The following is an 18,683-nucleotide window of genomic DNA, read 5'->3' as shown; positions in this document are numbered from 1 at the left end:
CCGGCGCGCGCTGGCGCGTGACCTCGCGGTTGCGGTGCGTGGTGCGGGGCCGTCCGGTCGTGGTGCAGGGCCGTGCAATCGCGGTATTCAGTGGTTCGAGGAGCGACTACCGAGTCCGACGGCCCTCGTTTCACCGACCTCAAGGCTCCCCGGCGTTGCCATCTCCGAACTTCCCGACGTTGCCGGCCTCGACCGTCGGGTAGCGTCCTCGTACCCGGAGACACGTTCTATTATCTGAAGGAAACAATTTCGTTTCTCAAAGGAAGGGAAACGAGTCTCCGAAGGGACGCCACGGGCGAGCGGGAGAACGTCGACGACCACCGCGACGAATAACCGTTCGAGAGCTAAACTACGTCCCGGTTTGGAGAGCTAAAACACGTCTTCGGCGTCGAGCGTGCCGTCGTGCAACTCGCCGCGAGCGGTCACTTCCTGACCGAGGGTCACGTCGGCGCTCGAGTCGACGCTGACCGTCTCTTGGCCGTCGTCGAGGATAATCGGGTCGCCGGCCTGTACGACCGTGCCCGTGAACTCGACGTACTCGCCGTTCTCCTCGGCGTCGTCGCTACCGGCGTTGGCCGCGGCACCGTCGGCGTCGTCGCCGCCGAACGCGTCGAGACCGGTTCCGCTGCTCTCGCTCGAAGCGTCACCGCCGGCGTCTGTGCCGCCTCCGACGCCACCTGCGGCGGGGTCGGCTTCTCCGAGGACGGTCACGGTGGACTGCCACCCGGCCGAGCCTTCGATGTCGTCCTCCCAGCCATCCTGTATCTCGATGTCGGCCAACTGTATCTCGTCGCCGGGCGCGATGTCCGTGTCGGCTTTTTCGCCCCAGAGCGCGACTCGGAGGTCGCCGGTCTCGTCCTGCACGCGAACGTTCCGGACCTGGCCCTCCGACCCGTCGTCGCGGTCGAAGGTACGCTTGGGGTCGGCCGAGCGCACGACGCCGCCGATGTCCACCTCGTCGCCGATTTCGAGGTCGGCGATGTCGGCAGTCTCGGGGACGTACTCCACGTCCTCGTCGATTTCCTCGACCGCGCCGCGGTTGCCGACGTGGAGTTCCAGACTCCCGTCGCGCTCCCTGACGTAGCCGTCCACGACCTCGACCGAGACGCCGGGGTCGAGTTCCTCGGCGCGCTCGGTGCGCTCGTCCCAGAGCGTCACCCGGATGCGACCCGTGGAGTCGCCCAACTTGAGATTGGCGACCTTGCCCTTGGAGCCGTCGTCGCGTTCGAACGTCCGGACGTCGTCGGTGTCGAGTACCTTTCCGCGGAGATTCACGTCCGAGAGACCGAGCGAGAGGTCCTCGACGCGGTAGGTGTCTTGGACCTGCACGTCGACGTCGCTTTCGTCGTCGGGTTCGGCCTTGTCCACGTTGACCTCCACGCCGTTGTACCCCTCCTTGGGTCGCCCCGCGATGCGGAGGGTGTCGCCGACTTCGAGCTCGTCGCTCCCGGCGTCGGCCTGCTTGTCCCAGAAGGTGATGCGAATCGACCCGGTCTCGTCGGCGACTTCGACGTTGAGAACCCGGCCGTCGTCGCGGTCCTCGTCGTCGCGCTCGAACGTCCGAACGTCGCCGACGCCCACGACCTTGGCGACGAACTTCACCTCTTCCATGCCCGGTTCGATGTCGGCGATGCTCTCGACTTCGCCGCCCTCCTCGTCCATCTCGTGGGCGATGAGCATCGCGGCGGTCTCCTCGTCGGCCAGACCACCCATCTGCTCGACCTTCTCCTCGACCGCCTCGCGGAACTCTTCGAGAGATACGTCGGCGTCGAGGTCGGCGTAAACGTCCTCTATCGCGCCCATAATCGTATGATATCGCAGGAGTGGCCCGCGCTTAAGTATTGTCTTTGCCGAGGACGCGAGGCCGTCTCGCTCTCTTCGGGCGGTTTTCGCGGTTCGGTCGGTCCGGATTTCGTGACTGGCCGTCGGTGGGTCACACCCCGAGTTGGTCGCTCGTTCGGATATAAACCTTCGCTCGGTCGAGGCCGGATCAGGTTCGGAGTCGTCGTTGGAGTCGGAGTCGGACTGGAGTCGGAGTCGATGCCGGGGTTTCTCGCGGTCGTCACCGCGACTCGGCGCTGGTCACGGTCTTGGACTCGCCCATCGCTTCGTGGACGACCTCCACGGTCGCGGGCAGGTCGCCCTCGAACGAGAGCGTGGCCTCGTACCCGATTTCGGTGATGCACTGGGCGCACGCGTCGGCACCTTTCTTCTGCACCGAGGCGACGGTCACGGCGAGCGTCCCGGTCTCGGGGTCGTAGCTCGCGTCGGCGAGTTCTGCGACGTAGCAGGCGTTCGACCCCGGAATGGTTCCAGCGACGACGACCGTCCGTTCCTCGTCCCGGAACCGGACGCTGGCCTCGCTTTTCGACTCCCCGCATCCCGAACCCGTCAGTTCGAACGACGAGTCGACTAGCGTCGATTGGGGGACTCGCGTGGTCGTCCGTTCGGTGTCGGTAGTGCGCTCGTCGGTAGTGTGCTCGTCGGTCGGTTGCTCGCCGTCGGTGGACAGACCACCGTCGGTGGTCGGTTCCGCAGTGGTCGATTCACCCTCTCCCCCTACTACGTCCTCGTACCGACCGAGACAACCGCCGAGCGAAGCGGTGCCGAGGACTGCACCGAACCGTGCGAGCATCTCGCGTCGCTTCATACGGAGTCCCACGACACGACCTTTCAAAGACCTCACGGATGGAAAAATGACCGCTTGAGTTTGGTCCTCCGTAACACTCCGTCGTCAGACCGTAACCCCTATTAGTAGAACCGGCCAACGTAGAGTTGAGTCCTGGTAGGGTAGTGGACTATCCTCTTGGCTTGCGGAGCCAGGGACCGGAGTTCAAATCTCCGTCAGGACGTTTCTGCGCGATGCGACTACGACGAGCGGAGCGAGTCGTCTGCGTCGCGCGAAATTCCATCTACGGTGATTTGAGCAGAGAAGTCGCACGCCCGGAAGCGCAACCGAGTGAGCATCCCGGACCGTCTTCACGAGTTCAAATCTCCGTCAGGACGTCTCTGCGCGACGTCACACCGCGAGAGTTTTCTGCGTTAATTTCTACGTACGGACCGATTTCCAGTCCCGAAGGAACTTCCCCCGTCGGAACCGAACTCACGAACGCATGCGAGACCACCTCTGGGCCGGAATCGCCATCTACAACGACGGCGAGTTCCACGCGGCCCACGACGCGTGGGAGGACCACTGGCTCGACTTGGAGTCGGGCACCGACGACGAGCGATTTCTCCACGGTCTCATCCAGTTCACGGCCGCGGTCCACCACGCCCACGGCACGAACTGGGCGGGCGTTCGGGGCCTCGCCGAGAGCGGTGCGGGGTACCTCGCGGACCTCCCGACCCACTACCGCGAGGTGAACGTCGGCGAGGTGCGGGCCTATCTCCGGCGCGTCGCGGCCGACCCCGAACACGTAGAGCGGGTCGCTCCGCCGCGCTTGACTCACGAGGGCGTGGCGCTCCTGCCCGAGGACCTCCGCTTCGAGGCGGCCGCCGTGGCGGCCGCGGTGCTGGCCGAAGAGTACGGCTACGACGAGGAGGTAACAGAGAGCGCCATCGCGTACGCGCGAGACGACCTCGACGCCGAGAAAGCGACCAGTCAGTTCGTCACCTTCGTGATGGATTTCGCACGCGACGCCGCGAATCGGGGCATCATCTTCCAACGAATGGAGGGTGCGGTGGGCAAGCGCGACCACAAAGAAGAGGACGTAGAGGGACTGTTCGACTGACTATCCGGTCGCTCGCTAATCGCTCGTCGGACATTCGGCGTTCGGGAACTCGGCGGAGTTGTCCTGCGGGTCGTAGCCCAGGACCTCTTTCGCGCGCTCGATGGAGTAGTACTTCCGGTCGTTGTCCGAGATGCCGTAGACGATCTCGAAGTCGTACTCCGCTCGAATGCAGCGGTCGAAGAGGTGGGCGCAGTCCCGGTGGGATAGCCACATCGCCTGTCCGCGCTCGTAGTCCTTCGGGGGATGGTTCTTCGTGAGGTTGCCGATGCGGACGCAGGCCACGCTGATGCCGTGTTCGTCGTGGTAGTACCGACCCAGAATCTCGCCGGTCGCCTTGCTAACGCCGTAGAGGTTGCTCGGTCGGGGGAACTCGGTACCGTCGAGGCGATAGTCGTCTTGCGTGCGGTAGAGGTCCGGCGTGCGCTCGTCGGTCTCGTACGCGCCGACCGCGTGGTTCGAGGAGGCAAACACCACCTTCTCGACGCCCTCGCCGACTGCGGCCTCCAACACGTTTCGGGTGCCGTCGATGTTGTTGGTCAGGACGCTGTTCCACGGCGCTTCGGGGCGTGGGTCGCCCGCGAGGTGAATCACCGCGCCGACGCCTTCCACGGCCTCTCGGACGGCCTCCTCGTCGGTGATGTCGGCGACGACGAACTCGTGGTCGGTTTCGCGGGCCGGCGGGTCCCGGTCGAGCAGTCGCCACTCGTACTCCCCCGTGAGGTCCGAGAGGATGGCCTGCCCGACGCGGCCTTCCGCGCCCGTAAGCAGGACTGGGTCGTCCATTCAACTGAAGGGAAGGAAGCAGATGATAAGTAAGGTGCGATTCGTTCGGACCCTCACCTTCGAATCAGTCGCCCGTCGTAATCCGAGGGAGCAACTTCTCCCGGCCGAGGTTCACCGCGAACGCGAGCGCGACGACGCCCATGACGGCGAACCAACCCGCTAGCAGTTTGTCACCGCCGAGAAGTTGCTGGAGACTGTTGTACTCCGCGACGAGACCGAGTAGCGACAGCGCGAGCGTTCCGACCGCGTACGCGACGACAGCGAGCGCCTCGGTCCCGAGTTCCATCAGGGGTTCGTACATCACTCCGACAGACGAACTCGGCATGTAAATGGGTTGCGCGAACCGAGGGATTCAGAAATGCTTTTTCGTCCGGCGCGGTACTCGGGGGACATGGGTCGATACGGCGACTTGAACTACCAGTGGTGGGCCAAGACGGGATTCCTGCTGAGTATAGCGACGTTCGCAATCGGAGCGGGTGCCGAACTCACCGCCGCGGCGATGCACCTCGCGCTCCCCGCGTGGGAGAACGCGCTGTTCCCCGACATGGAGATACTCGGTACCCTCGGCGCGCTACTCTCGCCGCTGGTGTTCGGTGTGATTCTGCCGCTGACCGAGTAGAAAAGAGATTAGGCCAGTCGCGCGAACGCCAGATTTCCGCTGATGTTCTTGATGTAAATCTGCACCACGTCGCCTTCCTGCGCGCCGGGGACGAAGATGGTGTACTTGCCTTTCTCGGCCACGCCGTCGCCTTTCCGGCCGGTACCTGTGATCTTGACCTCGTAGGTAGCGCCCTCCTCGACGGCCTCGCGGTTCTGGTTCTGGGTCGAGGTCGAGCGCTTGGTGACGGGTCGGAACGCACCGCAGGCGTCACACCGGAGCATCAGGTTGCGGTTCTCGCGGACGAGGCGGGTGTCCGGCAGGCCACACTCCGAACAGAGGACGAACTCCTGGACGTAACTCTCCAGGGCGGCGTCGAAGTCCGACCCGGAGAAGGTCCCGTTGTAGCGGGCGCGACCGTCTTCGATCTTCCCGTTGGTCCCGAGTTCGCGCTGGAGCGCGCTGTGGATGTGTTCGGGGTCGCGGCCGATCGCGTCGGCGATGTCGCTCAGGTTCGTGAGTCGCGTGAACGCGCCGTCCTTCTGCGCGGCGGCGTCGGGGTAGCTGAATCGGTCGCTCTGCCCCTCGAAGTCCGGTGTCGCCTCCATCGCTCTATCGAGATTTGCTGCGTAGTCCATAGCCGATTGAGGTGTCGGACACTAAAAGGCGTTCCGTGTTTCCCGGACGCAAGGACCGGTCGGCTTTTTTCGCAGGCCCGCCTCGATACAGCCATGGACTCCACCGACGGCGATTCTGACCTCGCCGATTCCACCGACGGCGACTCTACGGACCCCACCGACGGCGAGTCGGCCTGCTTCGAGGCGGGTATCAAGTTCGGCACGCTCTACCACCAGTTCGCGGGTACCCCGGTCAGTCCCGAGAGTGCGCCGAGCCTCGAAACCGCGATGGAGGAGGCAATCGAGAACCAGCCCTTCTGCGAGGCCGTGACCGTCGACGTCCTGACCGAGAAGTTGAAAGCCGAGATGGACCACGAGTACACCGAACTCACGGGCCGGTTCATGGAGGTCGAAATCGTCGTGGACCGCGAGGGCGTCGAGGTGGTGACTCGGATGGAGATGGAGGACAGCTACCCGCTGATGAAAGTCGAGTCGGTGAGGAAGGAATAGATTGCTTAAAACCTTATAGATGTGCTTCTGATACAGCTATAGATTGCTCGACTTCGACGTTCGCTTCGAAGACGGCACACCGAGCGGATGGTTCTGCGACGTCCGTTCTCGCCAGAGGGTAACGTCCGTTCTCGGCAGGAAGAGTCGAGAAGTGGCTAGTTACTGCCGACGCTGATCGGATCGCACAGCACTGCCCTGCAAACACTGTCTCCCACAACGCTGCCCTGCACAACACCGCTCTGCACCGCAACCGCGCCCCGACCCTCCCCGCGTGCGTCTGCGCTCGCAACGCGAGCGCAGACGCGGCGCATCCTCTGGTCGGTAGAAATTCCCGGAAATCGGTGGCCGGGGAAGATACGGGCAACTCGGTGGTCGGAGAAATTGACGGAACACAGTCCGCGTCGAGTCTGGAAAAAGGAGGGTCTCAGAGACTAAAGCGACCGTCTACGACGGACTCGGCGTCTGGACGTGGGACATGTAGGCCGTGATGTCCGTCGTCGTGATGATGCCGACGACGCCCTCCGTCTCGTCGACGACCGGCACGTGATGGAAGCCCTCCTCTATCATCAGGTCGGCGATGTTACGGACCTCCGCGTTAGCGTCGGTCGTCGTCACGTCGGTCGTCATGTAGGTCTCGACCGTCGCGTCGCTGGCCCATCGCTGTTCGGCCGCGATGTGAACGAAGTCGGTGGCGGTGAGGATGCCCTCCAACTGGCCGTCCTCGCCGGTGACGATGACCGACCCGATGCCCTCGTCTAGCATCTTCTCGGCGGCGACGTGAACTTCCGTGTCCGGAGAAACCGTTTCGACGGGCGACGACATGAGCCGTCCGACAAAAATGTCTTCCATACCGTTGGGTTTCTCCCGATTGCTGATAAATATTCGGCTCGGAGCGCGTCGTCCTCCCGACGTACCGGGCGTCGGACTCCGACGATTCGGGTCGTCGCTTTCGGTTCGACTCGAAGGGTCCCGGACGAGTAGCCGGGTTTCACTTTCGGTTTCGGGCGTGGTTTTAAAAGGAATCGCGCCAAACTGGAACGTATGAGTCAATCGACACTCGACGAGGACGAGCTATTCGGCGAGGCGGCCAGCGAGGTCCGCGAGGACGTGGAAGCCAGCCTCGAAGAGGCGGAGGCGGCCCTGCCCGACGCCGACGACATCTGGAACGTCAACGCCGACAACACCCTCGGGGCGCTCAACGCGCTCCGGTCGGCGCTCGACACCGGAGACGCCGAGGACGCCCTCCGCGACGCCAAGAAGTGGTACACGATGGGCGAGCGCGCCGACGCCTTCGAGGACGCCGCCGACCTCGAAGCCGAAATCGAACGCGTCGGAGAGGCCATCGAGGACATCGACGACGCCAAAGAACAGGTCGGCGACCTCACCAGCACGATTCCGGGCCTCAAGAACACGCTCGAGGACCTCCAGGCCGACACGGAGGCCGACGACGCCGAGGAAGACGAGACCGAGGCCGACGCGGACGAGGCTACAGAGGACGAAGAGACCGACGCCGAGGAGGCCGAAGCCGCGGAGTAACTTGCCGATTCGGGGCTCGAACGAGTTGCGAGCCCCGACCGCCCGCGACTCGCTACTTGTGGGGCGGTAGCGTCACGTCCCGAGACGCGACGGCCTCCAGCAGCGACACCAGCGCCTCGCCAGCCAGTTCCAGCAACTCCTCGCCGCGCTCGGCCGACCCCGCCGCGGGGTCGCCGACGACGCCGTTCTCCGTGAACTCCGCCGAATCGACCGCCAGATTCGCGTAGCTGACCCACTCGCCCCAGCCCTCGCTGGCCCCCTCGCGGGCCTCCTCGACGCGCTCCTCGCGCACGAGGTCCGGAGCGACGTGCCGGAGCATCGCGGTCTCTAGCGGCCCGCCGTGGCCCATCTCGCCGGCGTGGTCGCCGACCGCCTCGAACCACGTGAACGGGACGGCGTAGGCCGAATCCTCGCGCGTGATGGCGGCCGCGACCTCCCGAAGCGCGCCGACGTTACCGCCGTGGCCGTTCACGAGGACCACCCGGTCCCAGCCGTGGTAGGCGAGACTGGCCACCGTCTCGCGCACGTAGTCCCGGAAGGTGTCCTCGGAGACCCACAGCGTGCCGGTGAACTGGCGGTGTTCCTCGGCCACGCCGACCGGAATCGCGGGCGCGACGACCACCTCGCCGTCGTAGGTCGCCGCACCCGCCTCGGCGACCGCCTCGGCAGTGAGTACGTCGGTGCCGAGTGGCGCGTGTGGCCCGTGCTGTTCGGTGCTTCCGATCGGCAGGAGCGCGAGGTCGGTCGCGGCCGCGTCGGCGTCGGTCCACGTCGAATCGAAGAGGTCCATGTCCGAATCGAGGGCGAGCGCGGACTTGTAGTCCGGGGATTCGGGGCCACACGCCTTATCCAGACTCACGACGTAGCTTTCGGCATGAGTGAATCCGGCGACGACGACCGAACGCTCGGTCTCGACTTCAGCAACGTCGAAGACGACCTCGAAAACGAGGACTACCCTATCTCCGCCGACGAACTTCTCGAACGCTACGGCGACCGCGAAATCGGGATGTCCGACGGCTCCGAGTCCTTCGGGGAGGTGCTGGTAACCGGCGGTGACGAGGAGTTCGAGTCCGCAGACGAGGTCAAACAGACCGTGCTGAACCGCGTCGGTGGCGAGGCCGTGGGTCGGAAGGGATACACCGACCGCGGCTCGGGGAGCGCGGAGGGCGAGGAGAGCGACGAGTCGTTCTGAGCGATTCCGTTTTCGGGATAGTTTAACGCCTCGGCAGTCGAATCACCGGGTATGGTCCGAATCCTGTCCGACTCCGAGGTAGCCGACTGCATCGACCTCGGCGACCTCCTCCCGGTCGTCCGCGAGGCCTTCCTGAAGCAGGGCCGCGGCGAAGTCGAACGCCCCGAGCGCCCGCACTTCCCGGTCGGCGCGGGACTCGCCGGTCCCGACCCCGCGGGAACCGGTCTCGTCATGCCCGCGTACCTCCACGGCGCGACGTTCTACGCCACGAAACTCGTTGGCGTCCACGAGGGCAACGCCGAGCGCGGCCTGCCGACCGTCAACGCTCAGATCGCACTCACCGAGGCCGGAACCGGACTTCCCGCGGCCTATCTCGCGGGAACGAGGATTACCAACGCTCGCACGGGGTGCATCGGCGGACTCGCGGCGGCGGAACTCGCCGTAGATTCCACCACCGGAGACGCCAGCGTCACCCTCGCGCTCGTCGGTGCAGGTACGCAGGCGCGCTGGCAGGCCCGCGCAGTCGCGGCCGCGACCGACCTCGACTCGGTGCGGGTCTACTCGCCGAGCGACTCGAAGGAGACCTGCGCCGCCGACCTCCGCGAGGAACTGGGAGTCGCCGCGGAAGCGACCGACTCGCCAGCGGAGGCCGTCGAGGGCGCGAACGTGGTCGTCACGGCGACGACCGCGACGGCCCCGGTCTTCCCCGGCGACGCCCTCGAACCGGGAACGCTGGTCGTCGCGGTCGGAGCCTACACCGCCGAGATGCGCGAACTCGACGCCGAGACCTTCGAGCGCGCGAGTCGGGTCTTCGCCGACGTTCCCGAGGAGGTCGCCGAAATCGGGGACGTGCTGGAAGCAAACGTCGAAGAGACCGACCTGATTCCCCTCTCGGAGGTGTTCGAAGGGAGGGCCGGTCGGATGGACTCCGAGGAGATTCTGGTGGTCGAGAGCGTCGGAACTGCCGTGCTGGACGCCGCGACCGCCGAACACGTCTTCGAGGAGGCCGAGGCGCGGGAAATCGGAACCGAGGTCTCACTGTAGTACGTCACTTCCCCTCGGACGCACCCGAGGTCTCCGACAGGTCCGGTTCGCCGGACCCCGGCGTCGGCGTTTCGGGCGTCTCGGTCTCCTCGTCGTCGATGACGGTCTCCTTCCACGTTCCGCGGGTGAACCAGAGCGCGGCCGCGATACCTCCGACCACGTTACCGAGCGCCATCCCGACCCAGATGCCGGTCGCGCCCATGCTCGTGACGAACGCGAGGTAGTAGACCGTCGGGACCCGGCCCACCCAGAGCGCGACCATCGAGAACGCCATCGCGGTCTTGGTGTTGCCCGCGCCGCGGTACGCCCCGAGCATGACCTGTAGGACCGCCATGAAGGTGAACTCCACCGAGCGAATCCGGAGGTACTCGGAGCCGTGGCGGACCGTCTCGCGGGCCGCGTCCGTCCCGGTCGCCATGAACACCGAGACGATGGGCTCCGGGACGAGCGCGGCAACGACTGCGACCCCGAACATCACGGCCGCACCGACTTTGGTGGCTATCCAGACCGCGCTCTCGGCCCGGTCGTCCTTACCCGCGCCGAGGTTCTGGCCGACCATCGTGTTGGTCGCCCGGCCGAGACCCATCGCCGGGAGGAAGACCAGCGAGGCGAGGCGATTGGTGAGGCCGTAAGCGGAGACGACCGGCGGTTCGAACTGGACCACCATCGCGGTCAGGGTTATCATCGCCAGTGCGCTCGTGGACTGTTCGAGCGTGGAGGGGGTCCCGATGCGAACGATGTCCCAAATGTAGTCGAGGTCGGGCACGAGCGAGGCGACGCTCACGTTCGGCCCGGTCTGAGCCACGAACAGCACGTAGAGACCGAGGACGCTGGCGACGCCGCGCGAGAAGATGGTCGCCAGCGCCGCGCCCTCGATGCCCATCGCGGGGAACGGCCCACCGCCGAAGATGAGCAGCGGGTCGAGGACGACGTTGAGCGCCACCGAGACCATCATCACGCGCATCGGCGTCCGGGTGTTGCCGTACCCTCGCATCAGCGACGAGAACACGAAGAACCCGAACAGGAACGGTAGGCCGAGGAAGAACACTTCCATGTAGTCGCGTGCGAGCGGAACGACCTGCTCGGTGGTCGCGCCCTGACTCGGGAGCGCCGCCAGCATCGGTTCGGTAGCAAAGTAGCCGAGTACGCTCAGCGTGAGCGCCAGTGCGGTCACGAACGTCAGTATCTGGCCCGCGACCTTTCCGGCCGACCCCTCGCTGTCCGCGCCGGTGTACTGGGCGACGAGGATGGACCCCGCGGTGGTGAACCCGCCCGCGATGGAGATGAGCAGGAAGATGAGGGGAAACGCGAGGCTCATCGCGCCCACCGCGTTGGACGAGAGGCGTCCGAGCCAGAACGTGTCGGCGATGTTGTACGTCACCTGCAACAGCTGGATGACGACGATGGGCCACGCTAACTTGAACATCGGACCGAGGAGCCCGCCCTCGGTTATCGTGTCGTCGGTTGTGGTGGCCATTGGGTTTCGAAACGAAAGGGTCTAATTTGAAAGTTGTGAGTCTGTCGGCGAATCGTCCGGAGTCGGGGCTATCGGGTCAGAGTCGACTGTACGTCTCCTACTCGCGGCTTCTTATAAGTGAGTTGTCGAGACGTGGTAGCAATTGACAGTTCGATTCGAGGGGTCCGTACCGCCCCGACTGCCGTAGTCCGTTCCGGCCGATACCCCCTCGGCGTTCGTTCGATGGACGAACGGTTCGCGTCTTTCGGACAGTAGAGAGTCCTCCGTCACGACGCACTGTCGGGGGGACGCCCCTAGCCGTTAGGGATTTAGGCTAACCTAAATTACAATAATTGGAGCGTATGGAAATACTTTTCAATTTTTAGGTCGGCCTAAAACCCGTGAGGCGACGAACTCCACACCGAGTCGTACAGACGACGAATCGACCCCCGTTCGTCGGGGAGGGGCGCTGAGATGGCGTGCGGGGACGCGTCGAACGACCGATTGCTCGACAAACAGGCCGACAGGGAGTCGAGTGCGAGGAGCTATCCTCGATACCTCCCGATGGCGATTCGGGAAGCCCGAGGCATCGAAGTCACCGACGCCGACGGCAACACCTACTTCGACTGTCTCGCCGGGGCGGGGACTCTCCACCTCGGCCACAACCACCCGGTCGTGGTCGAGGCCATCGAGGACGCGATGGCGGCTGACCGGCCGATGCACACCCTCGACATCACGACACCCCTCAAGGAGGCGTTCGTGGACACGCTGTTCGATAGCCTTCCGGACGAGTTCGCCGACTCGGCCAAAATTCAGTTCTGTAGCCCCGCAGGTACCGACGCAGTAGAAGCCGCCCTGAAACTCGCCAAGACCGCGACCGGCAACCGGTCGGTCCTCTCGTTCCGCGGGGGGTATCACGGGATGACCCACGGCTCGCTCGGCCTGATGGGCGACACCGACCCCAAGGCCGACGTGCCGGGGACGATGGGGAACGTCCACCACCTGCCGTACCCCTACCCCTATCGGTGTCCGTTCGGAGTCGGCGAGGGCGGCCACGAGGTCGCCAGCGAGTACGTAGAGCGCCTGCTCGCCGACCCCGAGCGCGGCTTCGCCGACCCCGCCGCGATGGTCCTCGAACCCGTGCAGGGCGAGGGCGGTTCCATCGCTCCGCCCGCCGACTGGCTCGGCGAGATGCGTCGCATCACCCGCGAACACGACGTCCCCCTCGTCGTAGACGAGATTCAGTCGGGGCTGGGTCGGACCGGCGACCTCTACGACTTCGAGCGCGCCGACGTCACGCCCGACGTAGTGACGCTCTCGAAGGCGGTCGGCGGCGGTCTCCCGCTGGCAGTCGTGCTCTACGACGAGGAGTTAGACGAGTGGGAGTCGGGTGCGCACACCGGTACCTTCCGGGGCAACCAGCTAGCGATGGCCGCCGGGCGGGCCACCATCGAGTACGTCGTGGCGAACGACCTGCCGAGTCACGCCGAGAGGATGGGAGCGCGTCTGCGTGACCACCTCGACGCCGCGGCCGACGACTTCACCGAGGTCGGCGACGTGCGGGGCCGGGGCCTGATGCTCGGGGCCGAGATGGTCGATACAGCGGCCGAACCGGACGACCTCGGCGCGCACCCGCCCGACGCCGACCTCGCCGAGGCGGTCCAGTCGGAGTGTTTCGACCGGGGACTAATCGTAGAGCGCGGCGGCCGCGAGGGTGCGACCGTCCGATTCCTACCGCCGCTAATCGTCTCGAAGGAACAGGTCGAGGACATCGGCCGCATCTTCCGCGAGGCGGTCGCGGCCGCGGTCTCGGAGAACGGAACTCGGTCGAAGGGGGCCAGCGAGTCGTTATGACGAGCGTCGACGAACTGTTCCTCGGAACCGACGCCGGAAACGACGCCTACCGCGAAGCCGTCTCGCAGGCCAGCGAGGCGGTCGTCGAGGCGTTCGCCGAGAACGCGACCCCCTACTCTGGTGTGGCCCCCGGGCGACTCGACGACCGGTTCGCCGAGAGCGAGTGTCTCCCCGACGAGGGGCAACCGCTCGCCGAGACCATCGAGGAGGTCGGCGACGACGTCCTGTCGGACTCGGTCGGCGTCTCGGACTCGCGTTGCGTCGCCCACCTACACTGCCCACCGCTGGTGCCCGCGCTCGCGGCCGAGACCGCAATCGCGGCCACGAACCAGTCGCTGGACTCGTGGGACCAGAGTCCCGCCGCGACCCACGTCGAACGCCGGATGGTGGACCGACTCTGCGAGTTGTTCGACTACGGTTCCGGCGGCGACGGCGTGTTCACCAGCGGCGGCACCCAGTCGAACTTCGAGGGACTTCTGCTCGCCCGCAACTGGTTCGCCCGCGAGCGGTTCGGTCGCCGCGTCGAGGAGACCGGCCTGCCGCACGAGGCCAAGGCGATGCGAATCCTCTGCTCGGAGGCGGCCCACTTCACCGCCAAGCAGGCCGCGGCCCACCTCGGTCTCGGCGAGAACGCGGTCGTGACTGTCCCGACCGACGACGGCTACCGGATGGACTCCGAGGCGCTCGACGCGACCCTCGCCGACCTTCGCCAGCGGGACGAGGAGCCGTTCGCGCTGGTCGGGACCGCGGGCACGACCGACTTCGGGAGCATCGACCCGCTCGACGCGCTGGCCGACCGGGCCAACGAACACGACCTCTGGTTCCACGTGGACGCGGCCTACGGGGGTGCGCTTGCACTCTCGGAGACCCACCGCGAGAAGCTGACTGGAATCGAGCGCGCCGACTCGCTGGCGGTCGATTTCCACAAACTGTTCTACCAGCCCATCAGCTGTGGAGCCTTGCTCGTCCGGGACGGCGAGCGCTTCGACCTCATCGAGCGGTCGGCGGCGTACCTCAACCCCGAGGAGGACGACCTCGCCGCACCGAATCTGGTTTCGAAGTCGGTCCAGACCACCCGGCGGTTCGACGCCCTCAAGCCGTACGTCACGTTCCGGACGCTCGGCCGGGAGCGACTCGCCACGCTGGTCGAGTCCACGCTCGAACTCGCCGACGACGTGGCCGCCCTGCTGGCCGACGCGCCCGACTTCGAGTTGGTCAACGACCCGACGCTCAACGCGGTCGTCTTCCGATATCGGCCCGCGGGCGTCGGCGACGAGCGTGTGGGTCGACTCAACGCCGCACTCCGAGAGGCCCTGCTCCGGAACGGCGACGCCGTGGTCGGCCGGACCGAGGTCGAGGGTACGACTAGCCTGAAGTTCACCCTGTTGAACCCCAAGACGACCGTCGAGGACGTGGCCGACGTGCTGGACGCCGTGAGGAACCGCGCACGAACCATCGAAGTAGCAGACCAGCAACTCCGACGATGAATCCGACCGACATCGCAGAATCCGCAACGTTGCATAGCTTCCTCAACTGCTATCTCCGCGAGACCGGCGACTACGAGGTCGTGGACGGTGACGACGTGCCCGCGCCGACCCATCGCCGGGACCGAGCGGTCCGGGTCCCCTTGCCCGAGCAGGCCACGACTCTGTTCGTCCCGCTCCGGTATCGGTCGCCGACCGGCCGTCACCTGTTCGACCTGCCGGGCTACTACCGGCGGGCCGACGAGACGCTGGAACTCGATTACGTTACCCTGGCGTCGCTCGTGACGAAGGAACTCTCGCTGGCGCGCGACGACACCGGGAACCGCGACGAACTCCTCCTGCGCGTCATCAAAAGCTGTAAGAACGTCGCCCGGTTCGTGGAGGCCCGACGGGGGGATACCGAACAGCTCTACGGCTTCGACGCGACGTTCCGAGAGGCCGAGCAGTCGCTGGTGTTCGGGCACCTGCTCCACCCGACGCCGAAGAGTCGCCAGGGAATTGCGCCCCACGAGTCACCGACCTACGCGCCCGAGCTGGAGGGGTCGTTCTCGCTCCACTACTTCCGGGCCGACCCCGACCTCGTCTGGCAGGATTCGGCGCTCGACGGGACTGTCCGGGTCGATACCGGGAACGCGGACTCGGCGAGCGAGTGGGTGAAGTCGGCGCTCCGGGCGGACCCCGCGGTGTCCAAGTCGTTCGTCGCCGACCACGTCGAGAGCGACGACGTGCTGCTTCCGGTCCACCCGTGGCAGGCCGACTTCCTGCTCGAGCAGGACCACGTGCAGGAGCAGTTGGGCGATGGACTGGAGTCGCTCGGCCGCGTCGGCCGGGAGTTCTACCCGACGACTTCGGTCCGAACGCTCTACGCACCCGACGCTCCGTTCATGGTCAAGGGGTCGCTCAACGTCGAGATAACCAACTCCGAGCGGACCAACAAGCGGCCGGAACTCGACCGCGGGGTCGCCGTCACGCAACTGCTCGACACCGAACTCGGCGACGACCTGCGCGAGCGATTCCCGGACTTCGACGTCGTGCGCGACCCCGCCTCGCTCACCCTCGACGTCGGCGACGATGCCGAGTCCGGCTTCGAGGTCGTCCTGCGCGAGAACGCCTTCCGTGGCGCGGACGCCGAGAACGCCGGTCCCGTGGTCGCGCTCTGTCAGGACCGCATCACCGAGGACGGGTCGCGGCTCGGCGAGATAGTCGAGACCCTCGCCGAGCGCGAGGGGCGTTCGACCGCGGCGGTCAGTCGGGACTGGTTCCGCCAGTACCTCGAACTCTCGCTCCGGCCTCTCATGTGGCTCTATCTCGAACGCGGACTCGGCGTCGAGGCACACCAGCAGAACAGCGTCCTCGCGCTGGACGAGGGCTACCCCGACGAGTTCTACTACCGGGACAACCAGGGCTACTACTTCTCCGAGTCCCGGTACGACGACCTCGACGCCCTGCTCCCCGGCGTCGGCGAGCGAGCGGACACCGTCTGCCCCGACGCGGTGGCCGACGAGCGCGTCCGGTACTACGTCGTGCTGAACAACCTGTTCGGCGTCGTCAACGCCTTCGGCACCGCGGGTCTGGTGGACGAGCGCGACCTGCTCGGAGTCCTGCGCGAGGAGTTGGAACACTGCCGGAAATTCGACCGCGAGTCGTCGTCGCTGTTGGACGGCTTGCTCGAAGACGAAACGCTTCCGTGCAAGGCCAACCTCCTCACGCGGTTCCACGACATGGACGAACTCGTCGGATCGCTGGAGAATCAGTCGGTGTACGCCGACGTGGACAACCCGCTCGTGACCGAGGTGGAGACCGGGGCCGAAATCGAGCAGGATGGAGAAACCGACGGCGAGACGGAGGTGACCCCGCGATGACTGGACCCGGAGGCGTCGTCGCTGCGCCCTACGACTTCCAGCGCTACGACGAGGAAATCGAGAAGACCATCTCGTTCCGGCAGGTCGAGATGGCCGATTTGGGGATGCTCCACGCGTGGCTCAACGAGGACCACGTCCTGCCCTACTGGCAGTTGGACGACCCATTGCCCGAGTTCCGGGACGCGCTGGCCGAGAAGTTGGCCGACGACCACGTGACGCCCTACGTCGGCCACCTCGACCACGTGCCGATGAGCTACTGGGAGTGTTACTGGGCCACGGACGACCCCATCGCGGACTACTACGACGCCGACCCCGCCGACCAAGGAATCCACCTGCTCGTCGGCCCGCCCGAGTATCTGGGCCACGGCTACGCCGAACCCCTCCTGCGGGCGGTGACCGAGATGCAGTTCCGGCACGGCGAGACCGACCGAATCGTCACCGAACCCGACGTACGAAACGAAATCGTCCACCACGTCTTCGAGAAATGTGGCTTCGAACCCCGGCGCGAAATCGAGATGGACGAGAAGACGGCCCTGCTGATGGTCTGTGAACGCGACCGGTTCGAGCGGGGGGTTCTGGCATGAACGACCACGACGAGACCGACGCGGGTGACGGAACCGACACGAGCGAGAGCGTCCGCGACGTTCTCGGGGTCGGACTCGGCCCGTTCAACCTCGGCCTCGCCGCCCTGCTCGACGGCGCAGACGCCGACGTGGACGCCGTGTTTCTCGAACAGGAGGCCGAGTTCGCGTGGCACGAGGGGATGCTCGTCGAGGGCACTACGCTCGAAGTCCCCTTCCTCGCTGACCTCGTGACGATGGCGGACCCGACCAGTCCCCACAGCTACCTCAACTACCTCCGGGAGCGGGACCGCCTCTACGAGTTCTACTTCTACGAGACCTTCCAGATTCCCCGGCGGGAGTACAACGACTACCTCGGCTGGGTCGCCGACCGACTCGACGCCTGCCGGTTCGGTCGCCGGGTCGAGGACGTGGCGTGGGAGAACGGAGGGGAAGACGAAGACGGGTACTTCGTCGTCACCGCTCGGAACCCCGAGACTGGGACGGAACTCACCTACCGCGCCCGGAACCTCGCGCTCGGGATCGGGAGTCGCCCCAACGTTCCCGAGAACTTGCGGGGCCACCCCGACGCGGACGTGTTCCACACCGCCGAGTACCGATTCCGGCGCGACCGGTGTCTCGACGCCGACTCGATCACGGTGGTCGGGTCGGGCCAGAGCGCGGCCGAGGTGTTTCAGGACCTACTCCGTCACCAGTCGGAGGCAGACTATCGGCTCGACTGGCTCACGCGCTCGGACGGGTTCTTCCCGATGGAGTACTCGAAGCTCGGGCTTCAGCACTTCACGCCCGAGTACGAGCAGTACGTCTACGACCTCCCGCAGGAAGTCAAAGACGACCTCGTCCCGAACCAGGACCTGCTCTACAAAGGTATCGACCCGGGGACGAGTGCCGAAATTTACGACCTGCTCTATCGCCGCTCTATCGGCGACCGCGACCCCGACGTCGGTCTGTTTGCCATGACCGAAGTGCGGGAGATCGAGTCGGTGGGCGACACCTACGCCCTCGACTGCCACCAGTGGCAGGCCGAGGAGTCGTTCGTCCACGAGAGCGAAGTCGTCGTCCTCGGCACCGGCTACGAGCGTCCCGTCCCCGGTTTCCTCGAACCACTCGAAGGGGCCATCAACTGGGACGACGAGGGGCGGTTCGAGGTGACCGAAGACCACCGCCTCGACCTCGACGTGGCGGGGGACGTCTTCCTCCAGAACGCCGAGATCCACACGCACGGCGTCGGTGTTCCCGACCTCGGACTCGGTTGCTACCGCAACACGAAGTTCGTCAATCGACTCGTCGGACGCAACGTCTACCCCGAGGACACCGACACCGTCTATCAGGACTTCTCGGTCGAACAGTTCGTCGAGCGCACGCCCGGCACCTCTCGTCACCCTCGCCAGAACGAGAGTGAACCGACTCACACGCCGACCCAAAACGACTAACC

General features: G+C 65.8%; 19 protein-coding genes and 1 tRNA gene. 12 read left to right on the top strand and 8 right to left on the bottom strand.

All coding sequences use genetic code 11. The annotated features are described in order from the left end of the window. Positions 1 to 369: 369 nt before the first annotated feature. Both E2484_RS17170 and E2484_RS17165 read right to left on the bottom strand, forming a co-directional pair. A complete protein-coding gene (locus tag E2484_RS17170) occupies positions 370 to 1,803 on the bottom strand; it encodes a single-stranded DNA binding protein (protein ID WP_137286417.1) in 1,434 nt (477 codons plus the stop codon). A gap of 259 nt (positions 1,804 to 2,062) precedes the next feature. After that, the gene (locus E2484_RS17165; RefSeq protein ID WP_137286416.1) at positions 2,063 to 2,650 is read right to left on the bottom strand and encodes a hypothetical protein; all 588 of its coding nucleotides are present in this window, start codon (positions 2,648 to 2,650) and stop codon (positions 2,063 to 2,065) included. Positions 2,651 to 2,779: 129 nt separating this feature from the next. On the opposite strand from E2484_RS17165, the gene E2484_RS17160 reads away from it, so the two are divergent. Both E2484_RS17160 and E2484_RS17155 read left to right on the top strand, forming a co-directional pair. Beyond that, positions 2,780 to 2,852 (top strand) — tRNA-Arg (locus tag E2484_RS17160). A 261-nt stretch (positions 2,853 to 3,113) separates the two neighbouring features. Then, complete coding sequence (locus E2484_RS17155; protein ID WP_137286415.1) at positions 3,114 to 3,731, top strand: DUF309 domain-containing protein; 618 nt, start codon at positions 3,114 to 3,116, stop codon at positions 3,729 to 3,731. 15 nt (positions 3,732 to 3,746) lie between these two features. Here the strand turns inward: E2484_RS17155 and azf are convergent, their stop codons facing one another. After that, a complete protein-coding gene (gene azf / locus E2484_RS17150; protein ID WP_137286414.1) occupies positions 3,747 to 4,514 on the bottom strand; it encodes an NAD-dependent glucose-6-phosphate dehydrogenase Azf in 768 nt (255 codons plus the stop codon). Positions 4,515 to 4,578: 64 nt separating this feature from the next. Next, the gene (locus tag E2484_RS17145; protein WP_137286413.1) at positions 4,579 to 4,839 is read right to left on the bottom strand and encodes a hypothetical protein; all 261 of its coding nucleotides are present in this window, start codon (positions 4,837 to 4,839) and stop codon (positions 4,579 to 4,581) included. 66 nt (positions 4,840 to 4,905) lie between these two features. Here E2484_RS17145 and E2484_RS17140 point away from each other — a divergent pair, with 66 nt between their 5' ends. Then, entirely contained in the window at positions 4,906 to 5,133 is a 228-nt protein-coding gene (locus E2484_RS17140; protein ID WP_137286412.1) for a DUF7860 family protein, read from the top strand. 8 nt (positions 5,134 to 5,141) lie between these two features. On the opposite strand, the gene E2484_RS17135 is transcribed toward E2484_RS17140, so the two are convergent. Beyond that, complete coding sequence (locus E2484_RS17135) at positions 5,142 to 5,750, bottom strand: translation initiation factor IF-2 subunit beta (RefSeq protein WP_137286411.1); 609 nt, start codon at positions 5,748 to 5,750, stop codon at positions 5,142 to 5,144. A 93-nt stretch (positions 5,751 to 5,843) separates the two neighbouring features. Here E2484_RS17135 and E2484_RS17130 point away from each other — a divergent pair, with 93 nt between their 5' ends. Continuing rightward, on the top strand, positions 5,844 to 6,239 hold the full coding sequence (locus tag E2484_RS17130; protein WP_137286410.1) for a dihydroneopterin aldolase family protein: 396 nt from the start codon (positions 5,844 to 5,846) through the stop codon (positions 6,237 to 6,239). 444 nt (positions 6,240 to 6,683) lie between these two features. On the opposite strand, the gene E2484_RS17125 is transcribed toward E2484_RS17130, so the two are convergent. Further along, a complete protein-coding gene (locus E2484_RS17125) occupies positions 6,684 to 7,088 on the bottom strand; it encodes a CBS domain-containing protein (RefSeq protein WP_137286409.1) in 405 nt (134 codons plus the stop codon). Between the two features lie 192 nt (positions 7,089 to 7,280). Here E2484_RS17125 and E2484_RS17120 point away from each other — a divergent pair, with 192 nt between their 5' ends. Next, positions 7,281 to 7,775: a DUF5790 family protein gene (locus E2484_RS17120; protein ID WP_137286408.1), complete on the top strand. Its 495-nt coding sequence runs from the start codon at positions 7,281 to 7,283 to the stop codon at positions 7,773 to 7,775. Between the two features lie 52 nt (positions 7,776 to 7,827). Here E2484_RS17120 and E2484_RS17115 read toward each other — a convergent pair whose 3' ends face one another. Next, positions 7,828 to 8,565 carry a creatininase family protein gene (locus E2484_RS17115; RefSeq protein ID WP_137286694.1) on the bottom strand — a complete coding sequence of 246 codons (738 nt, stop codon included), beginning with the start codon at positions 8,563 to 8,565 and terminating at the stop codon, positions 7,828 to 7,830. An 84-nt stretch (positions 8,566 to 8,649) separates the two neighbouring features. On the opposite strand from E2484_RS17115, the gene E2484_RS17110 reads away from it, so the two are divergent. Next, positions 8,650 to 8,967: a DUF5789 family protein gene (locus tag E2484_RS17110; protein ID WP_137286407.1), complete on the top strand. Its 318-nt coding sequence runs from the start codon at positions 8,650 to 8,652 to the stop codon at positions 8,965 to 8,967. A gap of 51 nt (positions 8,968 to 9,018) precedes the next feature. Continuing rightward, complete coding sequence (locus tag E2484_RS17105) at positions 9,019 to 10,011, top strand: ornithine cyclodeaminase family protein (RefSeq protein WP_137286406.1); 993 nt, start codon at positions 9,019 to 9,021, stop codon at positions 10,009 to 10,011. A gap of 4 nt (positions 10,012 to 10,015) precedes the next feature. On the opposite strand, the gene E2484_RS17100 is transcribed toward E2484_RS17105, so the two are convergent. After that, positions 10,016 to 11,488, bottom strand: a complete 1,473-nt coding sequence (locus tag E2484_RS17100; protein WP_321112693.1) for an MATE family efflux transporter — start codon at positions 11,486 to 11,488, stop codon at positions 10,016 to 10,018. Positions 11,489 to 11,941: 453 nt separating this feature from the next. On the opposite strand from E2484_RS17100, the gene E2484_RS17095 reads away from it, so the two are divergent. Genes E2484_RS17095 through E2484_RS17075 form a run of 5 tightly spaced genes read left to right on the top strand, consistent with a single transcriptional unit; the run spans position 11,942 to position 18,681 of the window. Next, a complete protein-coding gene (locus tag E2484_RS17095; RefSeq protein WP_137286405.1) occupies positions 11,942 to 13,321 on the top strand; it encodes a diaminobutyrate--2-oxoglutarate transaminase in 1,380 nt (459 codons plus the stop codon). Next, positions 13,318 to 14,808, top strand: a complete 1,491-nt coding sequence (locus E2484_RS17090; RefSeq protein WP_137286404.1) for a pyridoxal phosphate-dependent decarboxylase family protein — start codon at positions 13,318 to 13,320, stop codon at positions 14,806 to 14,808. Before E2484_RS17095 ends, E2484_RS17090 begins: the two co-directional genes overlap by 4 nt. Further along, positions 14,805 to 16,667, top strand: coding sequence for an IucA/IucC family protein (locus tag E2484_RS17085; protein WP_137286403.1), 1,863 nt, complete (start codon positions 14,805 to 14,807; stop codon positions 16,665 to 16,667). Before E2484_RS17090 ends, E2484_RS17085 begins: the two co-directional genes overlap by 4 nt. Further along, positions 16,664 to 17,251: a GNAT family N-acetyltransferase gene (locus E2484_RS17080; protein ID WP_137286402.1), complete on the top strand. Its 588-nt coding sequence runs from the start codon at positions 16,664 to 16,666 to the stop codon at positions 17,249 to 17,251. Before E2484_RS17085 ends, E2484_RS17080 begins: the two co-directional genes overlap by 4 nt. After that, positions 17,248 to 18,681: a lysine N(6)-hydroxylase/L-ornithine N(5)-oxygenase family protein gene (locus E2484_RS17075; RefSeq protein ID WP_137286401.1), complete on the top strand. Its 1,434-nt coding sequence runs from the start codon at positions 17,248 to 17,250 to the stop codon at positions 18,679 to 18,681. Before E2484_RS17080 ends, E2484_RS17075 begins: the two co-directional genes overlap by 4 nt. Positions 18,682 to 18,683 lie beyond the last annotated feature (2 nt).

It is taken from the genome of Halorussus salinisoli (assembly GCA_005239435.1).
Lineage (GTDB): Archaea > Halobacteriota > Halobacteria > Halobacteriales > Haladaptataceae > Halorussus > Halorussus salinisoli.
The sequence above is the reverse complement of the archived record's forward strand: the minus strand, read 5'-3'. Positions and strand labels throughout refer to the sequence as shown.

Coding starts and splice junctions, on each gene's coding strand:
- E2484_RS17090 (WP_137286404.1), top strand. CDS start 13,318: ATGACGAGCGTCGACGAACTGTTCCTCGGAACCGACGCCGGAAACGAC.
- E2484_RS17115 (WP_137286694.1), bottom strand. CDS start 8,565: ATGGACCTCTTCGATTCGACGTGGACCGACGCCGACGCGGCCGCGACC.
- E2484_RS17130 (WP_137286410.1), top strand. CDS start 5,844: ATGGACTCCACCGACGGCGATTCTGACCTCGCCGATTCCACCGACGGC.
- E2484_RS17135 (WP_137286411.1), bottom strand. CDS start 5,750: ATGGACTACGCAGCAAATCTCGATAGAGCGATGGAGGCGACACCGGAC.
- E2484_RS17125 (WP_137286409.1), bottom strand. CDS start 7,088: ATGGAAGACATTTTTGTCGGACGGCTCATGTCGTCGCCCGTCGAAACG.
- E2484_RS17095 (WP_137286405.1), top strand. CDS start 11,942: ATGGCGTGCGGGGACGCGTCGAACGACCGATTGCTCGACAAACAGGCC.
- azf (WP_137286414.1), bottom strand. CDS start 4,514: ATGGACGACCCAGTCCTGCTTACGGGCGCGGAAGGCCGCGTCGGGCAG.
- E2484_RS17100 (WP_321112693.1), bottom strand. CDS start 11,488: ATGGCCACCACAACCGACGACACGATAACCGAGGGCGGGCTCCTCGGT.
- E2484_RS17170 (WP_137286417.1), bottom strand. CDS start 1,803: ATGGGCGCGATAGAGGACGTTTACGCCGACCTCGACGCCGACGTATCT.
- E2484_RS17165 (WP_137286416.1), bottom strand. CDS start 2,650: ATGAAGCGACGCGAGATGCTCGCACGGTTCGGTGCAGTCCTCGGCACC.
- E2484_RS17110 (WP_137286407.1), top strand. CDS start 8,650: ATGAGTGAATCCGGCGACGACGACCGAACGCTCGGTCTCGACTTCAGC.
- E2484_RS17080 (WP_137286402.1), top strand. CDS start 16,664: ATGACTGGACCCGGAGGCGTCGTCGCTGCGCCCTACGACTTCCAGCGC.
- E2484_RS17155 (WP_137286415.1), top strand. CDS start 3,114: ATGCGAGACCACCTCTGGGCCGGAATCGCCATCTACAACGACGGCGAG.
- E2484_RS17105 (WP_137286406.1), top strand. CDS start 9,019: ATGGTCCGAATCCTGTCCGACTCCGAGGTAGCCGACTGCATCGACCTC.
- E2484_RS17120 (WP_137286408.1), top strand. CDS start 7,281: ATGAGTCAATCGACACTCGACGAGGACGAGCTATTCGGCGAGGCGGCC.
- E2484_RS17140 (WP_137286412.1), top strand. CDS start 4,906: ATGGGTCGATACGGCGACTTGAACTACCAGTGGTGGGCCAAGACGGGA.
- E2484_RS17085 (WP_137286403.1), top strand. CDS start 14,805: ATGAATCCGACCGACATCGCAGAATCCGCAACGTTGCATAGCTTCCTC.
- E2484_RS17145 (WP_137286413.1), bottom strand. CDS start 4,839: ATGCCGAGTTCGTCTGTCGGAGTGATGTACGAACCCCTGATGGAACTC.
- E2484_RS17075 (WP_137286401.1), top strand. CDS start 17,248: ATGAACGACCACGACGAGACCGACGCGGGTGACGGAACCGACACGAGC.